This window comes from Halomonas sp. AOP25-F1-15 (genome assembly GCF_052378675.1).
Lineage (GTDB): Bacteria > Pseudomonadota > Gammaproteobacteria > Pseudomonadales > Halomonadaceae > Vreelandella > Vreelandella casei.
The window spans coordinates 1-18,825 of the sequence record NZ_JBQSXV010000009.1 but is presented as its reverse complement, the minus strand read 5'-3'; the positions used below and the strand labels follow the sequence as shown (position 1 = coordinate 18,825).

15 protein-coding genes and 2 pseudogenes are annotated in these 18,825 nt (G+C 46.0%); 5 read left to right on the top strand and 12 right to left on the bottom strand.

The window, feature by feature from the left end; genetic code table 11:
- Window positions 1–3: 3 nt before the first annotated feature.
- The 4 genes from ACT3TF_RS15565 to mads1 are packed head-to-tail and all read right to left on the bottom strand — an operon-like array spanning window position 4 to window position 6,220.
- Window positions 4–1,980 carry a site-specific DNA-methyltransferase gene (locus tag ACT3TF_RS15565; RefSeq protein ID WP_444672487.1) on the bottom strand — a complete coding sequence of 659 codons (1,977 nt, stop codon included), beginning with the start codon at window positions 1,978–1,980 and terminating at the stop codon, window positions 4–6.
- 35 nt (window positions 1,981–2,015) lie between these two features.
- Window positions 2,016–2,798: a DUF4391 domain-containing protein gene (locus ACT3TF_RS15560; RefSeq protein ID WP_444672486.1), complete on the bottom strand. Its 783-nt coding sequence runs from the start codon at window positions 2,796–2,798 to the stop codon at window positions 2,016–2,018.
- 12 nt (window positions 2,799–2,810) lie between these two features.
- A complete protein-coding gene (locus tag ACT3TF_RS15555) occupies window positions 2,811–6,026 on the bottom strand; it encodes a helicase-related protein (protein ID WP_444672485.1) in 3,216 nt (1,071 codons plus the stop codon).
- Window positions 6,027–6,037: 11 nt separating this feature from the next.
- Window positions 6,038–6,220 (bottom strand): methylation-associated defense system helix-turn-helix domain-containing protein MAD1, encoded by a 183-nt coding sequence (gene mads1, locus ACT3TF_RS15550; protein WP_088742659.1) that lies wholly within the window; start codon window positions 6,218–6,220, stop codon window positions 6,038–6,040.
- Between the two features lie 218 nt (window positions 6,221–6,438).
- Between mads1 and ACT3TF_RS15545 the strand changes: the two are divergent.
- Window positions 6,439–6,630, top strand: a pseudogene (locus tag ACT3TF_RS15545) (IS3 family transposase); the annotation flags it as partial.
- Between the two features lie 167 nt (window positions 6,631–6,797).
- Here the strand turns inward: ACT3TF_RS15545 and ACT3TF_RS15540 are convergent.
- The 6 genes and pseudogenes from ACT3TF_RS15540 to ACT3TF_RS15515 form a co-directional block, all read right to left on the bottom strand.
- On the bottom strand, window positions 6,798–7,307 hold the full coding sequence (locus ACT3TF_RS15540) for an elongation factor P hydroxylase (protein ID WP_444672484.1): 510 nt from the start codon (window positions 7,305–7,307) through the stop codon (window positions 6,798–6,800).
- Window positions 7,308–7,411: 104 nt separating this feature from the next.
- Window positions 7,412–7,837 carry a hypothetical protein gene (locus tag ACT3TF_RS15535; protein ID WP_444672483.1) on the bottom strand — a complete coding sequence of 142 codons (426 nt, stop codon included), beginning with the start codon at window positions 7,835–7,837 and terminating at the stop codon, window positions 7,412–7,414.
- Window positions 7,834–9,885 (bottom strand): hypothetical protein, encoded by a 2,052-nt coding sequence (locus ACT3TF_RS15530; protein WP_444672482.1) that lies wholly within the window; start codon window positions 9,883–9,885, stop codon window positions 7,834–7,836. Before ACT3TF_RS15530 ends, ACT3TF_RS15535 begins: the two co-directional genes overlap by 4 nt.
- Before the next feature lie 2 nt (window positions 9,886–9,887).
- A complete protein-coding gene (locus tag ACT3TF_RS15525) occupies window positions 9,888–11,864 on the bottom strand; it encodes a hypothetical protein (protein ID WP_444672481.1) in 1,977 nt (658 codons plus the stop codon).
- Window positions 11,857–13,293: a tyrosine-type recombinase/integrase gene (locus tag ACT3TF_RS15520; protein ID WP_444672480.1), complete on the bottom strand. Its 1,437-nt coding sequence runs from the start codon at window positions 13,291–13,293 to the stop codon at window positions 11,857–11,859. The genes ACT3TF_RS15525 and ACT3TF_RS15520 overlap by 8 nt, the downstream gene beginning before the upstream one ends.
- A gap of 70 nt (window positions 13,294–13,363) precedes the next feature.
- Window positions 13,364–13,555 (bottom strand): annotated as a pseudogene (locus tag ACT3TF_RS15515) (elongation factor P hydroxylase); the annotation flags it as partial.
- Window positions 13,556–13,693: 138 nt separating this feature from the next.
- On the opposite strand from ACT3TF_RS15515, the gene ACT3TF_RS15510 reads away from it, so the two are divergent.
- The 3 genes from ACT3TF_RS15510 to ACT3TF_RS15500 all read left to right on the top strand — a co-directional run bounded on the left by ACT3TF_RS15510 (window position 13,694) and on the right by ACT3TF_RS15500 (window position 16,938).
- On the top strand, window positions 13,694–15,112 hold the full coding sequence (locus ACT3TF_RS15510; protein ID WP_444625713.1) for an MATE family efflux transporter: 1,419 nt from the start codon (window positions 13,694–13,696) through the stop codon (window positions 15,110–15,112).
- A 2-nt stretch (window positions 15,113–15,114) separates the two neighbouring features.
- Window positions 15,115–16,122, top strand: coding sequence for a DUF3080 family protein (locus ACT3TF_RS15505; protein ID WP_441683888.1), 1,008 nt, complete (start codon window positions 15,115–15,117; stop codon window positions 16,120–16,122).
- Window positions 16,123–16,242: 120 nt separating this feature from the next.
- Window positions 16,243–16,938, top strand: a complete 696-nt coding sequence (locus tag ACT3TF_RS15500) for a hypothetical protein (RefSeq protein ID WP_441683890.1) — start codon at window positions 16,243–16,245, stop codon at window positions 16,936–16,938.
- Window positions 16,939–17,015: 77 nt separating this feature from the next.
- Here ACT3TF_RS15500 and tusA read toward each other — a convergent pair whose 3' ends face one another.
- Window positions 17,016–17,270, bottom strand: a complete 255-nt coding sequence (gene tusA, locus ACT3TF_RS15495; RefSeq protein WP_441683892.1) for a sulfurtransferase TusA — start codon at window positions 17,268–17,270, stop codon at window positions 17,016–17,018.
- A 29-nt stretch (window positions 17,271–17,299) separates the two neighbouring features.
- Here tusA and ACT3TF_RS15490 point away from each other — a divergent pair, with 29 nt between their 5' ends.
- A complete protein-coding gene (locus tag ACT3TF_RS15490) occupies window positions 17,300–17,587 on the top strand; it encodes an antibiotic biosynthesis monooxygenase family protein (protein ID WP_096279229.1) in 288 nt (95 codons plus the stop codon).
- A gap of 19 nt (window positions 17,588–17,606) precedes the next feature.
- Here ACT3TF_RS15490 and rlmM read toward each other — a convergent pair whose 3' ends face one another.
- Complete coding sequence (gene rlmM, locus ACT3TF_RS15485) at window positions 17,607–18,674, bottom strand: 23S rRNA (cytidine(2498)-2'-O)-methyltransferase RlmM (RefSeq protein ID WP_444672479.1); 1,068 nt, start codon at window positions 18,672–18,674, stop codon at window positions 17,607–17,609.
- Between the last annotated feature and the right edge of the window lie 151 nt (window positions 18,675–18,825).

Here is an 18,825-nt window from a genome sequence, read left to right as displayed (position 1 = left end):
TCCTTACAAGCTGCGAACATGGCTAATGCCGTTCTGTTCAAGAATGGCGGCCATGTTGGTTTTTGAAACGTCATCGCGGAACGCACTGTCACGGAAGAAGACGTGAGTCTCGGAACTAGGCGACAATTCTGAATGCCAATCCAGAATTCCTTGTGCGATATTTTCCACCTGCTCACGGCTTATCTCTTCATCCAGACAGACAAAAAGAACCCCATAGCCAATGGAATAGATGTTCTTTCCTTCGACCTCTCGGCTTTCAATCGGGACAGAGAGGTCTACGCCACGTTTAATGAGCAGTTCATACAGAACCTCCAGTTCAGTACGCCCCTCTATCAGATGTTCTTCATGGGAAAGTAGAGTTTCCTCTAAGTCAGAGTGGTCAGGATTCCACGCTCGAATATTAGAATTGGAAAGTTTAAAAACCTTAAAGCCACTATCAATATCTTGAGAGCCTATGGTAAGTTGACTAATAGCCCCTCTAATTCTGGAAAGCCCCACATCAAAAATAGTCTTAAAACCAGCCTTATAGGCTGACGTCTCGACTGTTTTACCATTATCGTCTGATTTTAAAGTACTCTCAGGAAGCTGAATACCAATAAACCTTCTATTCCCACCATCTTCAGAGTTCATTTCGATTACTGCGTGAGCAGTAGTACCAGAACCAGAGAAGAAGTCCATAACGATAAAATCATTACCAGAATTCATTTTTATGAAGTATTTAATTAGAGACAGGGGCTTAGGGTAATCATCGAAAATCGCACCAGTCTTACTAATCTCGCTAGCTGCTTTTTGTGGACCACCGAGTCCGGATAGAGATGAAATTACATGGCTAGGCTCACCACGTTTTTTTACAGCCTCAACTGCACCCGAAGAAATAACCTCAAACTCTGTGATCTGCCCTTTTGAGTCCTCAATAGACTTGCAACCGTTCTTAATAAAATCTAGCAAAAGGTCTTTCGAACTCCAACCGCTATAGATTTCAACATCTTCCAACAATTTACCATCCCTGACCTCTACCGATTTATTATAGTGCGGCAAAGCATTGTTCCGTTTCAATAATGTCCCTGTATCAAACGCACACGGAAACCCTTTGGGCAGACGAATTGTACTTGGCGGATTTTTAGGGCCATTTTTTACTATCGTATTCCTAATCTCGGGACGAAATATTTTGCTATCCTTTGAAACATTTGGGTCCACAATTAAAGGATGCGGAAAGGCTTCCTCATTTTTTGCATAGGCAAGAATGTACTCATGGCAATACTTGAACTTTGCCTGATTATCAAAATTACCATCTGTTCGCCAAGAAAATTGACATAACAAATTCTCTTCTCCAAACAGGTCATCACAAATACTTCTTAGACTAGCTATTTCTTTTTCATTAATAGAAATAAATATTACGCCGTCGTCAGTGAGGAATGATCTAGCGAGCTTTAATCTCGGGTACATCATTGAAAGCCAGTTTGTATGCTTTCTGCCATACCGTTCTCGACCGCTCTTACTTACCAACCACTCGTCAGATTCCGTTTTCTGCCCCGTGTAATAGAGATACGAATCTAGCCCTTCCGCAAAATTGTCAGGATAAATAAACTCTTTCCCAGTATTATAGGGAGGATCGATATAGATCATCTTAATCTTGTTGGCATAGCTCTTCTGGAGAAGCTTCAGCACTTCAAGATTATCGCCCTCGATAAACAAGTTCTGAGTCGTATCCCAGTCCACGCTTTCTTCGGGGCACGGCAGCAACGTTCCGGTAGAGGGTGTCAAAGCGATCTGTCTGGCCTTCTTCTTTCCATGCCAGTTCAGGCCATATTTTTCTTCGCCTTCATCCAGAACGGAAGCATCACCAAGTAACTGACGAAGGGTATCGAAGTTAACACCTCCTTCAGAGAAGGCGTCAGGGAAAAGCTCTTTCAGCTTTTCGATATTCTCGGAAACCACATCCAGGCTTTTTCCATCCTCAATCTTAACTTGTTCCATCATGCTACCTTTTCAAAAATCGTATAAATTCGGTTAGATTAAAGACTGCCTTTAATAGCGAACACCTGGTCTTTAATCTGTTTAATCTTTGTATTGAAGTCTATTTTTCGCCCCATCTGCTTTTCTTTCTTCAGCTTATTGGCAAGCTCTATCTTTTTAGCTTCAAGCCGCTCCAGCTCTTTAAGCTTTCCAAGTCTATCAACCGGCTCTTTTTTTCCAGCATCTTCCAACTTGAACGTGCCACTGTGTTCGGCACAGTTTATGGCTATAACACGCTCGTTGAATGATTTGTAGAATTCCCAAAAATTTTTAAAGGAAAGGTTGTTGATAGATAGGCTTTGTAGAAAAGCCACCTCTTTATCTGTTTGTTCTTTGATGTTTATCCAGTCCGTAAAGACGGTATCTTCAACGACCCATTTTCCCTTATCGGCCTGATTGATCCGCTTATCGGAAAGACTGATACTCAGGCATTCCTGATCTTCTATAGTGTTGGTAAAGATCAGCACCAGTGGGTATGGAATAGAGCGTTGCATAAAACCGACGATACGCTTCATCCGTGTACGGCTATTAAGATCGACCAGTAACACGGCAACCTCTTCATACTCACGTTCGGAATCCTTATATGCCGGAATATTGATCGTGCCGGGCTTGAAGGTATACAGCCAGCGGATTTTGCTTACATCATACTTCAGACAGGCTTTGTCAGTTGCGTCCAATGCTCCCATATCAAGGAACATTTTTTTGTAAACCGGCTTGTTAAGCTGGCATGAAGCTGGAACCTGCAAGCTGTCCAGAAAATCTTCGAGGCTATGAATATCCATGCCTTCCCCTGACTAATCGAGAAGTACGAGATAGGAAACGACTGAAAAGTCTTCTATGCCCTGACTACTGGTGGCGGTTAGCACTGTTCCGCCTTTGGCGAACAGACTTTGGACACCTTTTTCTTCGCTCTTACCGGCAATACTGTCCACAGCAACAGCCAGCAAGTGCTGATAATGCTCCATGTCGGCCCCGTTTTTCGTGACCGCGTTGAGCTCTTTGGCTGCCACTTCATCAACATCATGGGCCATAAAGGCCTGACGCTTCATCAAATCCAGAACTTTTTTACTTTGGGTAAAATTAAGCCGGATGTCTGCATCATCGGTAACATAGACGAGGAAATATGGTGATAGCGGATAGTTATCATCCACCTGGACGGCTTCGCGACCTGTCCTGATGTTCTTCAGGCAGAAGACGACGCCGGGCTCAAGCCCATCCGCCTTCAGCTCTTCATCCAGCTTGATCGCGGCAAACAGTCCAAGAGGCGCTTTCTCAAGCTTCTTCTTTTCAGTCTTGAGGTAGTCCGACAAGTCCATGCGGAAATCATTAAGCGTCAAGTCGGTGATGGAGACACCGCCAGTCATGTCTTCCAGATCAATCACCGTATCTTTGAGCTGTTGCAACTGTTTGCGGCGGTACTCAAGGTCGTTCATCTCCTTGGCGTTTTCGTCAATGACGTTCTCTTCACCGGTGGCGGAAATATCGAGCAGCACCATGCGCCCTGAGACCCTGGCCTCCAAGTTGATATACTCGTCTAGCTCCATATTCGGCCAGAAGTTGATAAGCTGGATTTGGGTGTTCTTTGATCCTAGCCGGTCAACACGGCCAAAACGCTGGATAATTCTGACAGGGTTCCAGTGGATGTCGTAGTTTATGAGGCTGTCGCAATCCTGTAGGTTCTGGCCTTCGCTGATACAGTCCGTTGCGATCAGCAGGTCGATTTCCTGCGTCGCATCAGGATTAATCTTGGCACGCTCTTTTGACACCGGCGAGAAAGCCGTCAGAAGGTTGTTGAGGTCCGAACCAAGCCCAATAAGTGTCGCCTTGTTCGTTCCCGCACCTGTTATCAATGCGCTATGGATACCAAGCTCTTTCGAGGCCCAACCGGAAAGGTGGGCGTATAAGTACTGGGCGGTATCGGCAAAGGCAGTAAAGATGATGACTTTCTTGTTGCCGGGGTTTAGCGGATTCTCCGACTTGTGGGCAATAGCCGTTTTAAGTTTCTCTAATTTGGCGTCCCTGTCCGCCGTAACCTGCTTAGCGTCTACAAGAATACTTTCGAGTAATAGATGATCCGCTTCGAGCTCCTGCCTGAAACGGATTAAGTCCATATCCTGCAACAACACCTTGGTTTTATTGCCGATCAGGAATGGCTCGAACTCAGGACTGTCCATTTCGACGTCTTGAATATCCTCAATGTTCAGGGCATCAATATCACCTTGCTCATGCTCATCGAGCTTGCCGAGCAGCGCATCGACCTGAGCAAGCAGCTTTCCGACGGTGAGGAAGAACGAGTGGATCGAGCTTTCCATGCGCTTCAATAGGTTCACCCGCATCAAGTGAATCAGGCTTTCTTCACGGTCGATTTGCTTGAATACGCCCTTACCCGCGCCTACAGCCTTATCGTAACGGCGCGCATACTCTTCCTTCTTGTCGTTACGAACAAACTTAAGGGGCGAGTAACCGGCCAGCGATAGCCGCCGGATGGTCTTGTTGACCTCTTTCAGTGGCGGGAACTCATTGGACAGGTCGATATCCGCATAGATATTGACCGGCTTCAGCCGCGTCGGGAATTTCCCGATGTCGGATGTGCCGTAGTATTTCTCGATGTGCTTACGCGAGCGGGCAATCGTGACGACATCCAGTAGCTTGAAGTAATCAAAGCTCATGCTGTCCAGCAAGGTGGCTGTTGTGCGGTTTTCCACAGGCTCATTGAGCCACGAGTTGAACTGCCGCTGGGCAAGCCGCAACGTGCTTTCGATGTTCTTGATCCCGACACCCTGAAAGGCGTCGTCCTGGCCTTCGGTGATGAACGCGATCTGATTCTTAAGATCATTCATCCGGTTATTTACCGGCGTGGCCGACAGCATCAGGACTTTAGTTTTGACGCCTGACCGAATGATGTCGTCAAGCAGCCGCTCATAGCGGGTTTTCCCTTCGGCCTTATTCGGGTTATTCCTGAAGTTATGGGACTCATCGATGACGATAAGGTCATAGTTACTCCAGTTTAGGGTTTCAAGATTGATTTCCCCTGAATAGCCTTTTATGCGGCTGAGATCAGTGTGATTCAGTACATCATAGTTAAACCGGTCACTGGCAAGCAGGTTCCGCTTGTCATTGATTGTGTACATAGTCCAGTTATCACGCAGTTTCTTCGGACAAAGCACCAGTACACGGTCATTGCGAAGCTCGTAGTATTTGATAACGGCAAGGGCTTCAAAAGTCTTACCAAGGCCGACACTATCGGCGATGATGCAGCCGTTGTGCTTTTCAAGTTTGTCGATGGCCCCCAGCACACCATCTTTCTGAAACTTGTAAAGCTTGTTCCAGACAGTCGTGTCTTTGAATCCAGTTTTGGTTTTGATGATGTTTTCTTCATCAATATCTTCCAGGAAATCCTTGAAGATGTTGTAGAGCGTCAAAAAATATATGAAATCTGCTGGCTGATCTGCCGCGATGAAATCCAGTTGCCGGATCAAATCGGCTTTGATGTCTTTTACCGCCGTTTTGTCATCCCAGATCGAATTGAACCAGCCTATAAGCTGCTGGCTTGTTCCAGGATCACTGATACCTGTATTCATTTGAAAGCGGTCGGACTGTACTTCGCCTAAACCAACGGGACTGAGCGTGGCACTACCATGCACCGCAAAATCCGGCTCATCGGTATTCTGTATATGAAATAGGTTTTGGTTGCTCTGATTCAGGCCATTAGACGCTTTGACCTCAACCTTGCCGGATAGCCATTTGACGCACTCCTGGGCAATACGCTTCTGATCGAGCTTGTTGGTAAGCCGTAATTCGTTTTCCGAGCCTATAAGAGATTGCAGGCTCGAATGCGGCCAGTCAGTCAGCAATAACCGAACGTCCGATAATTTTGAGAACTCTTTCTTGAGGGAGGAAAAACCATAAAGCGTGAATAACGCAGACAGCACGGACAACTTCGACCCTTCATAGGCCTGAGCCTTTAGCTCCGTTCCCACATAGCCGCTATTCTTGTTATCCAACAACATAGTCTGCTTCCCTATTTCTTTTGACCGGCTTTACTTTCTTCAATCCAGTTATCGATATCGGATTGCTTGAAGCGCCAACTCCCTCCTACTTTAAACCCTGGCAACTTTCCCTCAGCTGCCAGCCTATAGGCCGTCTTCTCCGTCAGCTTGAGGAAGTCAGCGACTTCCTTGATGGTCAATATTTGTTCAGCCATTGTTTCCCTCGCCTTAGAGAATTTAGAGAATATGAGAAAAATTAGGATAATTGCAACCAAACAGCCGACATGAAGTGTGATGGTACTAACCTGCAGTCAGCTACTGAAAGCGAGAGGAAAATCCCTCTCCAGAACTGCACGAGCTATAATGCAGCCATCAGGAGGACAGGATGAGCGACGACTCCCGATCAAGCGATGCCCCCGGTTGATGCTTTACAAATATAAGCGCCAAGGCCCACTGCTATGACAATGCCTGTGCCGATAGCCCCTTTCATAGCCTCAAGGTCGATGCGATCCATGGGAAAGAGGCCATGCGACGGCAAGTATTAAAGTGCATTGAACTAGATTACAACCGGCAGCGCCGACACAGTGCCACCGGGATGATCAGCCCACAAGCCTTCGAGGCTTGAATGATCGTTAAAGCCAGTGTCTACCAATACTGGGAAAGATCAGATCTTGTCATCTACAACACCCAATGCCCCCACCAAGGGTGCAACATGAAAGAGGTGACCCTATGCCGTGTCCGAAAAAGAGTTCATCCCAATGAAACGGAATGAGATAATGTTGAGAATCAATTTCAGACAAGCATTAGCGGACCATTAGCATTTGCATATTTTTTTAGTTCGAATAAAGCTTTTTTTGCGGTAGGAGGCGGATTTGTCATCATCTCTCGATATGCCACATCCACGTTTTTTAGGAAGTCTTCCGACGGGGGACTCCCTGAAAAATCATCCAAACTTGGCGAGAATCTTAAACCTACAATTTCGCACATGGCCTTCTCTAATCCTTGGGGCCTGGCCTCAACGATCTCGAATCGTGACTGCTCTTCCGCAGTTCTTCCGCATGGAGAATACCAAAAACCGAAATCATCAATTCTTCGCCGCCTCTCACCCGCTAAGCAATAATGCGAAACCTCATGCAGTAGGCTTCTCGGGTAGTTGCTTTTATAATAAATTATTGCATATGCATTTTCTTTAGGAGCTACATAAAATGGCTCATCTTTACCCCCTATTATTTTCAGATCGAGGAATATACCTGCAAATACTTCTATCAAATACTGGCAGCACTCATCATCACTAACAACCATTCATGAACTCCTAATCAAAACCCGCTTGCCAACTAAAACCAAATCACTTATAACACGACCAATAAAATTTCAGGTTCTAACCGAAATCTCAGCGACACTATCATCTATATTTTATTTATCATACGAACAAGCTTGAACTTATTATCATTAATCAAACCCGTCTCAAGCTCAAAGTTACGCCGAACGACATTCAAATACTCGGTCATTAAAAGATCATATTCTTGCTTCAGCTGATTATATTCATCTCTAGCTTTGTTCTTGAGTTCTTTTTGCTTTTTAATTTTATCGGCAGTACTAAGGGCTTCAAAACCACCTTTTTTACGAACAGCTTCAGCATTTTCTATAGCATCACAAAGTGATGGATAACGCTCATAACGTACGTACCCTTTACCTCGCCCAGCTTCACGACCAACTGCATCTTTAGTGAACTTAAATCGAGTTGACCTTGTATCAACAACCTTAGATTTCCCACTTATTAATCGTTCAAGGGCATCCCAATATTGTTGCTCTGCTTTGCTGAGAGAACTCACGAGACCTCCGTGGATTCAATTAAATTCTGCAAGAAAATATTAATTTTTCTAATATTCAACTCATACTCTTGACGGGCACGCCTGGGAATGTCTCCTGCCAGCTCCATCTCATAAAACTCCTTCGTTTGCTCTAGAGCGATCTTCGATCCTGGTAAGAACACCGCATCTTCACAACTAATACATGCGGAGGCCAGAACACCAGCACCTTTATTACAGGGTTTCATCGACATACATCCACCTACCAAGGTAGGTCGATAACGAATCTTCCCATTTTTGACAGCCTGCTTTGTTGTCTTACGGCTCTCTAAAAATCTAGGTAGTTCCTTCTTGGCTTGTTGCGATCTTAACTTTTTTCCTGCACTACCAGCCAATGGCAGACCACTTTCTAATAAATGGAAGAGGTCATCTGCTTCAGCACGTGCCTTCGCCTCAGCCCACTCGGCACGTAAACCTTTAACTTCAAGTCCGTTCCCTAGTATGTTTATAGCCCTCGAGCTTGAATTGGAGTAATATGCAGTCATCACCATGCTAATATGCTTAAGCTGAGTCTTTAATACAGGATAAGTTACTCGCCCACTTGCAGCTGCATAAACTGCCATTGACCTCCTGAACTGATGGAATGTTAGAGGCCAGGTTTCACCTGCGCTAATACCGTTTGGTACGTCTTCTCCATACAAGAACCAGCTTACTTCTTCTACATCTTGATCAGTAATCTGAAGCTCATCCTTGTAAAGGTCTCCAAAGGAAGAGCCTCCATTGAATGAAGTTGCTGTATAACGAAATCTGGGATGAGGCTTTCCCTTTTTTCCATGCTCAACTGATATGAATAAAGGTATGTCTTGTTCATTTTCATCTACTACGGCTCTGTCATCAGACCAGGATAGCGCACCATTAGTAATAATCCTGGCTACTTCAAATGCAGATTCGACTACTGAACTAGTAACCCATTTCGTAAAACGAGGTACTCCGTTATCCTCGAGTTTTGTTGTCGACGACCAAAAAACGGGAATATCTCCACTATCGGTGCTCAGAGTTTTTAGGCCATTTAGCGGTATAGACAACAACTCACTCTTCCGCATTCCAGTAAAAGCAGCAATCAAAATTGCGCACCGAAATTGCCACCGACCTAAATTCTCTGCGATACCTGCCCAGCTTTCACTTTTTGAAATTCCCACATCACAAAGCTCCTTCAGAGCGACGGCCACCCTCCCATCATCTCGAGCCAATTTATTCCACTGAACCCTTAATCGAGCGGCTTGATTACTTGTAAGTGGACTAGCTCCAAGCTTTCTATCCGAACTAACTGCCTTGTCTCTAGCAAGAGTGCGCATCTGGAAAAGAAAATTTATAGCATCTTTTTTCTCAACAAATAGATCTAAATCCTCAATCGTACTTTTTAGTAAGTTTTGATAAATTTTCGATGGTATAAGAAGCGTCTGAAACGCATCGCCTGTTTCCGGGAACTGCTCTCTAAATCTTTTCAGCCTATTTAAAAACTCCACAGATGGCGTCAGCTCTCCCCAAAACCAACTGTTACCGAGTGCAGTCGCTGTATCTGTGAAACGTTGAACCTTTGCAAGCAATATCCCTATCTGCTTGTCTGACGATCCACGACTAATCAAAAATTCAATTGCATTGGGCGTGGAAAATAAATTTTTAAACTGAACACTGTTATCAACGCAATAACTGATCAAATTTGCTATTGCCACCAAATCGCCATTAAGCTTTGACATTGAGCATCCGCCGACGACACCAATCCAATGAATTGCAATAGCTTTAAGAAACTTTACTGCATTGGAGAGAGTTTCATTTTCGAACTCATTCTCTCCATTGCCATAGAGGACACTCTCAATTTTCGTCCTAAAATTTATTGTTTTCATTGACGTACTTGTTGCACTGTAATCCCAAATATCATCTTTAAATCTCGAAAGAGGACTACCCTCCTTAGAAATGGTAACTACCATTTCATCATCGAGTGTTGGACTTAGTACTTCCTTAGGTGGAACTACCTCCCTAGCAGTGGGGCCTCGCGACATTAAATATTCCATAATTAACTCTCTATCAACAGCTCATTGTAACGGGCTGATAGAGCTTTTATCTGCCTGTCCCAGTGTAAATTATACTTGCCATTTTCAACTTCCTCTTCCGCTTTGCAAAGCACTTCTTTCGAGAATCCGTCCTTTTCTGACACAAATGCTACAATCTCTTCAATTCTGAAAAGTGCTGGTTGTACAACGGCTTCAAAATGCTCTGGATCATTTCTAATCAAGGAAGTTATACGCAACGCCTCCCGAAGGCTTAAAATTTTATGGATATCTTCAAAATCTACATGAATTGCAAAATATTCACAAAAAAGGCAGCTTTCAAACGTTCCACAAGCAGGCTCTGGAGCTTCAGCATTAAAACCTTCTCGCCTTAACGGTGTGTGTCCACCCAAGTTAGAGCAAGACCCAGTAGCTATTCTTTCAGACCTGCAATCATTCGCGAATTTTACCGAAATAGGCTCTGCTGTTTCTCGATTAAACATTCTAATTTTATAAGTCACCGCTTCATGAAAGCTATTCATCTCAATAGCTTGAGATTCTAAATCAACAGATGTGTAAGACCTTGCAACTGTAGCAATCGAATTATTTAATTTTTTCGCCACCAAGGAAATTTTCCCTTGTGATTTTCTTATAAAATATTCAGCGGATAGCTGCCTTACATCTCTTGACGAAACCATTAAAATATTTCTAAATAGCGGCGACTGCCTTATAAGCCAAGTACCACTACTTCTTTCCAAACGTTTTAAAGACTGGTCCTCGCCAATTTTTACAAACAGATAATCATCAACATCACCAGAAAGTTCTAAACTTTCAACCCATTCTCTTAGCTTTAGGTATCTTAGTAGTTCTCTCTTCAGTTTACTTGAAGCAGAAAACTCTACGGATCTGCCTGCACGAAACTTATGCTTTCTTGCGAATGAACCAGAACCAATCAAACTTAAATCTATATCTGATATTTTTAGGTCAAGAGCAGTCTGAACATTCGCCGCTGTAAACCCTAGAAAAACTTGAAAAAAACAAAAAACACTCAAATTGTAGGCATAAATCTTTTGGAATGTCAGTTTTCCTCCTCTCCATTCATTTCTATTGAAAACCAGAGTCCTGTCATAGAACCCCCTTTTTCCAAGACCAATACTTTTGCTTTTGCTTTTGAAATTCTTGGAGATTATATGCTCAACTTCTTTCTTAGGTAGTGGATTGCCATTTACATCAAAACAATTAGGTAAACTTTTTAAAGTAGTCCCTCTTGGCGAATGCCAATAAAGGTCTTTTTCAGTAGTATTTGGTGGTGTCACTCGAATAGGATATTTATTACCTAGAATAGCATCAGAAAATTGACTAAAGTAGACAGCACATGCGCGCAAGTAATCCTGTCCATCTTTAAGGTTGATAGTTCTAGCCTCTGGTTCTATTTTGGATTTTCTATACCGGTGCTTAGGAATGTATTTAAGAATTTCACTACTCGACAGCTGCCCCCCCCACTGAATAAAGCTTCTAGCAGAATTTAAACGCCCATTTAATGCTGTTATCCCCAGTGCCGACGCTCCACTCATACGCGCTCGTTGGGCAAGATTCATATGATAACGTTTATATTCATTCACCAAATCAGATAGCGTAGTTGGCTTCGCTCCCTCATTAAAATCGCAAAACTTAAAGAAATATCGAATATAATGCAATCTTCCACGTAAAGTTTCATCACGCCACCCCTTGCGAAAGGCGCAATCCAAATAATTCCTTAACCAAGATACTCTCTCTGATGATAGAGAATCAGTACTAACCAACCCAGATGAGTGGTGTTTACCTCCAGACGAATTTCCGGGGTCTTCATCTCGTTCTAAATAACAGATCCTGCCGATATCTACCTTATAGAATAAACCGTCAGCTCTAACTCCTTTCACAACAACAGCTTGGGGCGCATAAAGCTCAGGTGGATTTCGAGGGTCCACTTCGATCGTAGGTCGAGTACTGAATGACTTACTCATCACTGCCCCCCGGATAAATTATCGAGCCAAACTCCTCTTGGATGTCATTAAGCTCAGATAGCTCTGCATCGAAATTCAAATACAATTCTGTAGTTTTAATATCACTGTGATTTAAACGCTGCCTGACATGGTCAAATATCTTAGAATCAGGGTAACCTTTTCCCCTCAACGCCCGCACAACGTTCATACCCATGGTAGCCCTGAGATCATGAAATGAAAAATCGCTAAAATCAGGCTCATCCTTTTGAATACGCGCAATAAATCGCCCTAACTCATTTCTAAGAGACTGACCATTCTTGGGAACCATCAACGGCACATTAATATTCCATGCAGCCATTGGATCTTGGCGATCAACAACTTCTCGCTGAGCTGTTAAATACGGATTCCCATCACGAGTTAAAAATACATAGTTTTCATCTGTTGCAGAATAGAAACTGTTCTCTCGACTCCGTCTCTTTTCCGCACGCTCACAATCAATATATGTCATTAAATCATTAATAAGCTCGCGTCGAAGGATCAGCCTATTTAGACGCCCTCCTTTCGTATCTGCCTTGTATCGTTGACCCGCATTTATAACGACATTATCCATTGAGGGGGATGTCTCCAGCTCCTCAAGCGCCTGTTTAATGCAACCAATACTCAAAGTGCATACAGTTTGTTGTCTGGCACCTGTTTCGAGAGCAACCCGAATCATTAATTCAAGCTCTATAGATGCGTAATTTTTCCTAAATCCTTCGCCAATAACCCTCTGCTCTTCTGGGGTTAAAGGACGTAAGCTTCCACCGTCCCTGAGTTTCCCAAGTGAAGGAGTCGGACGTCTACTACTCTTAATTCGAAGGTCATTCGTAACAGTCTGGATACTGCGAACCAAACCGAAGCGATTAGTCGTCAAAACTGTCTTTCTGATAGGCGTGAAAGGCTCATTCTCCAGACCAGCCTCTGTTACAAGTGACTCATAACGAATGTTTGTATAAAAGTGAGCAACGGTGGAAAGAATATTATTGATATGTTCAGCGCTGAATTCATGATTATTTATAGCATGTTTCATAAAAACGCTGAATTTTTGCGGCGCACGCTCATAGTATTTCTTTGGCAGGTCAAGAAAGTGTTGCCCAGTGTCTTCAAGATATTGCAGGTAGTATTTCAAATGAGTCGCTCGAGCGGTGAGCGTTTTCATATTCGAGAGACTAGGCTTTTCAAGCTGTCCCAGCAAATAAGCGTTTCCTATATCCCAAGGTAACCCATCAGACTGAAGAATAACCGGCATTTTAGGAAAATAGCCGACGCCCTCCAAACAAGAAAAGTGGTATTCATATTCACTGTCATCTTCCCCCCTTGACCACACCAATCGGCCTTTATGAAAATGACTTAAATGAATGACCCTAGCTTTTGACCTGAATAATTTATTGAGGGTGGCTTTCATGTCCATGGTGTCTCATCAAGATGTACACCATACGAACATGAGTTTCTTAGTGCGTCAACCTTTAAAGAGTTGCCTGGATTTCATGCAGCGCACTGGCAAAATAGCCGCGCGCAAAAATCACCTGGTGATAAGGTGTTTCATTATTCGCGGGGCGATAAAGAGGCTCATCGTCTCCTCGAATCAGGCGTGTTTGATAGCGCTGGCCAAAAACACCATCAAATAGCGCGGTAATATCTTCAAGGGTCCAGCGCTCCTCGGCGTAACTCACATTGACCTCATTTGTCGTTTAATTTGCTGCATTATACCCGCCGGATGAACACCAGCTAAATACTAGGCGGCAAGGCTTAGTGATCCCTGCTAATCTATCGCCTTTTTATAGCTTAACTCGCCAACTAGGAGCCAACCATTGGGCGATTTCACTCGACACGTTAAATCAGTGTACTGGCCGGAAACGCGCGCCTTGATCTTTTTGGCACTGCCCATTTGTGGTGCTCAGTTGGCTCAGGCGGGGATGAGCGTTGTCGATGTCATGATGACTGGACGACATAATGCTACGTCACTCGCGGCGGTCTCGGTTGGCTCCAGTCTATGGATGCCGCTAATGCTATTTATGACCGGCACCTTGATGGGGTTGACGCCGATTGTGGCTCATTTACTCGGTGGCCAGCGTCAAACGGCCATTCGCCCAGCAGTACACCAGGGTCTTTGGGTCGCCCTACTGCTAGGCATCGTCGCGGCGTTGCTGCTTTGGTCAGTCGTGATGCCCATATTTGAATTAATGGACGTGCCACCCGCCGTCGCCCGCGAATCTGCAGCCTATCTCTCTGCCGTGGCATTTGGCATGCCTGGAATTGCGCTCTTTCAAGCGCTGAGGGCATTCTCAGATGGTATGAACCATTCTCGCCCGGCACTGTGGATTAGCCTGGTAGGCTTGAGCGTCAACATTCCCGCCAACTATGTCCTGATTTACGGTGGCGATGGGTTAGTTGAGCTATTTGGCTCCTGGACACCTGACATCTTGCAGCAAATACCCGCGCTAGGCGCCTTTGGCTGTGGTGTAGCGACGGCGTTCTCAATGTGGACGATGGCGTTAGCGATGGCTTATTACACGCGCCACGGGCGTACGTATAAAAGTGTGGCTATCTGGCAAGGGCTAACGCTCCCACAGTGGGCAGGCATTCGCGAACTCATCGTCGTGGGCGTCCCCATTGGCGTGGCTATTTTTGTTGAGGTAACGCTATTCACATTTATTGCGCTATTCATTGCAAGCTTTGGTGAAGTTACCGTGGGCGCCCATCAAATAGCGCTGAGTTTCACTACTATTCTGTTTATGCTGCCTATGTCGCTGAGCATGGCGTTAACCGTGCGCGTTGGTAACACGCTGGGGCAGCAGCGCTGGGCGCTTGCCAGAAAAGTCGCCTGGAACGGGGTTATCATTAGTGTGATCATCGCGATTATTAACAGCACGCTACTCTGGTTCACGGCGGTACCCGTTATCTCACTCTATACGTCGAATAACGAGATACAGGCCCTCGCGCTATCGATCATTGCATTGGCCGCTATTTTTCAGCTATCCGACTCTCTTCAGGTTACGTTGGCAGGCGCTCTAAGAGGCTACAAGGATACGCGTATCGTTATGGTCATTACGGTGCTCTCTTATTGGATTGTCGGCCTAGGGGGCGGCCATTGGTTAGGCACTTATGGTGTAGGTAATATGGTTGCGCCGTTAGGGGTTCACGGTTACTGGATCGGCCTCATTGCTGGTTTAAGCACTGCCGCACTCCTGCTCGGCTGGCGCCTACAGCACATCAGCGTTCGGGAGTAATCATGGTTCGATGGGCGCATGCTTGTGTCACGCTCGCGCTAAGCGCCCTGCTGGCTGGCTGTGGCGACAGCCCCGCTGAAAAGCAGTGGCGAGCCTATCATCAGCAGCTTGCAACTGATCTTGCACGGGCAGATATAGATAAGACCGATATAGATAGAGCAGCTCCGGCAAATATTGGCGCGTTTCCTGATCGCAAAGATCGCCTTATTGATATTCCTGAAACGCGGGACAGCATACTCAACGTTTACGCGCTGCGTGAATGCCAAATCACCTCGCTAATCGCGGCACGTAATAATCAGCTTGGCCGCGTAGCGCCTCCCAGCCAGCAGTGGCTATATGAACGAACGCTATGGCAGCGGCTAAGCGTCTGTTCGCATAGCGACGTTGCCGACCAGTTAAACCCTGAAGATCAAGAACGACTACAGCAGTTAACGGCAACAAAAACGGCACAGCTATCCGCCGTAAGCTGGAACGCTATCTTTGATTCCAGCGAGTGGATAAAAAGCTTTTCGCGCTCAAGCCAGCCTTTAGCCAATGTCGATAAAGCGGTTATCGCAGGCCATCTCGAGGCTATCGATTATTTACAGGAAATGACCGAGCACCAGTTTGACCTCGACTGGCAGCAAGACTCATCAGCCCTTGAAAACCATCTAAAAACGCTGCAAGAGCGGCCACTGACGGCTGAAATTTTGCGGGCGTTATTACTCGCCACTCAACGCTTAGCCGAAGAAAATACGCTATTAACGCAGCAAAGCGATACTCCCACACGCTGTTTAACCCCCTGGAACCCACAGCTGCTTGAGGATTTAGCAAACACGGCGCATGAGTGGCTTACTGCGATCAATCGGTTAATCGATGCGCAGCAGGTCGACAAGCCAGCAGCAGTCCAACGTTATCAAGTGCGCTGGCTTTCACTGCAATACCCAGGTGCTCCGTGGCAAAAGTTTCAACAGGTAAGTACTGAACATAACGCGTTAAGAGCACGTTTCTCTGCTTGCACTACGAATTAAATTGCCCAAACCCTTAACCTTATAAGCAACTTGTGCTATTGGTGAATATAAGAGGTGAAGAATGCAGCAAGCTAGCCTGCTTCGCCACTGTCATGACCACGCAGCACAAGGAGGGACACAATGGGCGCATCCCTGTCACCCCGCTCTGCCCAGGTCATCGACCTGGAAACCGTGCGCCAACGTCAGCAGGCGCAAAAGTGCTTAGTCCGTTTAGCACCTGAGCTAGATGGCATTGAGATGGTGTATAAGCTCGCTGCGAACCCTGACACTTATTACGGCATGCCCATTCTAGCCTGGGGGTTAAGAGAGGACGGCAACATTATCGGTCTAGTACCGTGGATGGAAACCTTAGCCGCCTGCCAAGATCTGAACAGTGAAGAAAATGGCTATTTCGTTGGCTATCGTGATCCTGAAACGGAAGAAATTTTCGATTCCCCACCCGATCACAAGTTTCATGAGCTAATGGCGGCAGCGGAATACTTCGATTATGAGGCTTCAGGCGACGTCAGTCTTATTCAGCAAATCCCAGATACACTTGGTACACATGCTTTGTGTATGAACCACCCAAACTCGCCCTGGCATATGAAACCCGTTTACGGCTGGCGGCTTTACAGTGACGGCAGTCTTGACGCGCTGCTAGCCGACGAACAAAAAGCGCTAATGACACCCATTCTTCTCGGCGACAAGTGCCTATACAGCGCACAGGATCGCCACCAGACCGTTTATTTTTTCCAACGACATATTGCTAACCGCATATTGGAAGAAGATCCGGCGACGCTGGATGCTCTCGCCATGATGGTCGTGGCAAGCGATTGATACAGACGCTGAACAGTTGCACTAATAGCGAGGCCAGTAGCTCTGTGCCTCGCAAGCTTCAAAGGCCTTAAGCGGGGCTATGCTAAGCGTATAAAATAAAGGTAGCTGCTCTCGGATGAGATATCTTGCCCAAGTAGCTCATGGCCCAGAAACTGACAGAATTTAGGCACGTCACGCGTTGTCGCTGGGTCTGTAGCCACCACTTTAAGAACCTGACCTGACGCCATATCGCGTACTTTATTATGCATCAACATAATCGGCTCTGGGCAATAGAGTCCAGAGGTGTCTAACAACTCATCATAGCTGGGTAAGTTACCCGTATTAGCAGCCATTGATATCCTCGATGCAGGAAGCAAAGCGTATGATTAAAATCATCATCGAACGGCGCATTATGCCCGGCCTAGAAGAAGAGTATGAACAAGCGGCACGGGAAGCCATGCGCGTCTCTTTAGGCGTAAGGGGCTTTGTCGGTGGCGAAACCCTCGTAGAGCGTGGCCATACCGATCGCCGTTTAATGATTACTAAGTGGCGCGACATCCGTGCTTGGAAAGAGTGGCACTCAAGCGATGCGCGCACAATGGCTATGCAGCGTATTTTACCGCTACTAACCGAAGATGAAACTATCCGTATTTACGAGCCCGGCTATTAAACTTGAAAGACCGTCGGTACTAGCTTCTGAGCCTTACATGCACAGTGACTTCTTCGCGATCATGGTAAAGATGACGACACGTTACCTTAGCACTGACACCCGCTTTTTCCAGCGCGTCTTCCAAAGTCGTTAAGCAGCGCGTTACTTCGTCCCAGCGCTTTTTCATAGGCAGTTTGAGGTTAAAGATTGCCTCTTTACACCACTTACGAATTAGCCAGCGCTCAACCATCGCCAGCACGCGTACAGGCTTATCGACAATATCACACACCAACCAGTCTAAACGCTGTGGTGGCTCCCAGGTAAAACCATCTTCTTTAAGATGATCAATCTGCCCTGTCCCCATCAGTTGAGGATCCATTGGGCCATTATCAATCGCATACACGTACATGCCGCGCTGTACGAGCTGCCAAGTCCACCCGCCGGGTGCAGCGCCTAAATCAGCGGCCTGCATATGCGGCGCAAGACGCGTCTCCCACTCTTCGCGAGGGATAAATTCGTGCCATGCCTCTTCTAGCTTCAACGTTGAGCGACTAGGCGCACGCGAAGGAAAACGCAGCCGACGAATACCGTTAACAAGCTCACTACGATTACCCGGAAAGCTCATTGCCAGCTGCGCTTTATCACCATCGGTCCAAAAAATGTGTAGCCGTCTAGCACCCGCACTTCGCCTTAACGCGCCACGCTTCTTTAGCAAGCTTTCCAATGGCTTTTTAAGCGCCTTGATTAGCCCTGCCAGTGCTTTACCGTCGTTAGTGTCCGGCGTTTCATGCCAAATTTCTTCGAAGTTCCAGCCACTGGCCTTGACCTGCTCCAATATAGCGGTAAGACGATCATCACGCGATAGGCTCAGCGCAGGCAGTGCCGCTAGGCTCTGGCGAGCGAAAATCAGTGATTTAAAGGCAGCTTGGCGGTGCAAATCATTCACCGGTTCGCCATCGATACGCGTTAGGCTTACCCACCCTTCTCCGTAAGATGCCTCACAGGGAACATCGAGCCGTTCTGCGTGATGTTGCAACTCGGCCAGCGCATCATGCTCAAACCCAGGACGACAGTAAACTAGCCACGAAGTGGGTACTATCTCACTCACCCTTTCACCTCAAACTTAGCATATAGACATGGCGGATTATTTCGAGTCGAAGCGATAACCCTTAACGGCTGCATCATAGCATTTCTGGCAGCGAGGCGGTCGGCAATACGCGCAGCTATATTGTTTACGTTTTCTCGCAAATTAAAAAAAG

What these genes read in the sequence shown, in the direction of transcription:
- ACT3TF_RS15490 (WP_096279229.1), top strand. Translation starts at nt 17,300, where the DNA reads ATGATTAAAATCATCATCGAACGGCGCATTATGCCCGGCCTAGAAGAA.
- ACT3TF_RS15540 (WP_444672484.1), bottom strand. Translation starts at nt 7,307, where the DNA reads ATGGTTGTTAGTGATGATGAGTGCTGCCAGTATTTGATAGAAGTATTT.
- ACT3TF_RS15530 (WP_444672482.1), bottom strand. Translation starts at nt 9,885, where the DNA reads ATGGAATATTTAATGTCGCGAGGCCCCACTGCTAGGGAGGTAGTTCCA.
- mads1 (WP_088742659.1), bottom strand. Translation starts at nt 6,220, where the DNA reads ATGGCTGAACAAATATTGACCATCAAGGAAGTCGCTGACTTCCTCAAG.
- ACT3TF_RS15520 (WP_444672480.1), bottom strand. Translation starts at nt 13,293, where the DNA reads ATGGACATGAAAGCCACCCTCAATAAATTATTCAGGTCAAAAGCTAGG.
- ACT3TF_RS15505 (WP_441683888.1), top strand. Translation starts at nt 15,115, where the DNA reads ATGGTTCGATGGGCGCATGCTTGTGTCACGCTCGCGCTAAGCGCCCTG.
- ACT3TF_RS15525 (WP_444672481.1), bottom strand. Translation starts at nt 11,864, where the DNA reads ATGAGTAAGTCATTCAGTACTCGACCTACGATCGAAGTGGACCCTCGA.
- tusA (WP_441683892.1), bottom strand. Translation starts at nt 17,270, where the DNA reads ATGGCTGCTAATACGGGTAACTTACCCAGCTATGATGAGTTGTTAGAC.
- ACT3TF_RS15560 (WP_444672486.1), bottom strand. Translation starts at nt 2,798, where the DNA reads ATGGATATTCATAGCCTCGAAGATTTTCTGGACAGCTTGCAGGTTCCA.
- ACT3TF_RS15500 (WP_441683890.1), top strand. Translation starts at nt 16,243, where the DNA reads ATGGGCGCATCCCTGTCACCCCGCTCTGCCCAGGTCATCGACCTGGAA.
- ACT3TF_RS15565 (WP_444672487.1), bottom strand. Translation starts at nt 1,980, where the DNA reads ATGATGGAACAAGTTAAGATTGAGGATGGAAAAAGCCTGGATGTGGTT.
- ACT3TF_RS15555 (WP_444672485.1), bottom strand. Translation starts at nt 6,026, where the DNA reads ATGTTGTTGGATAACAAGAATAGCGGCTATGTGGGAACGGAGCTAAAG.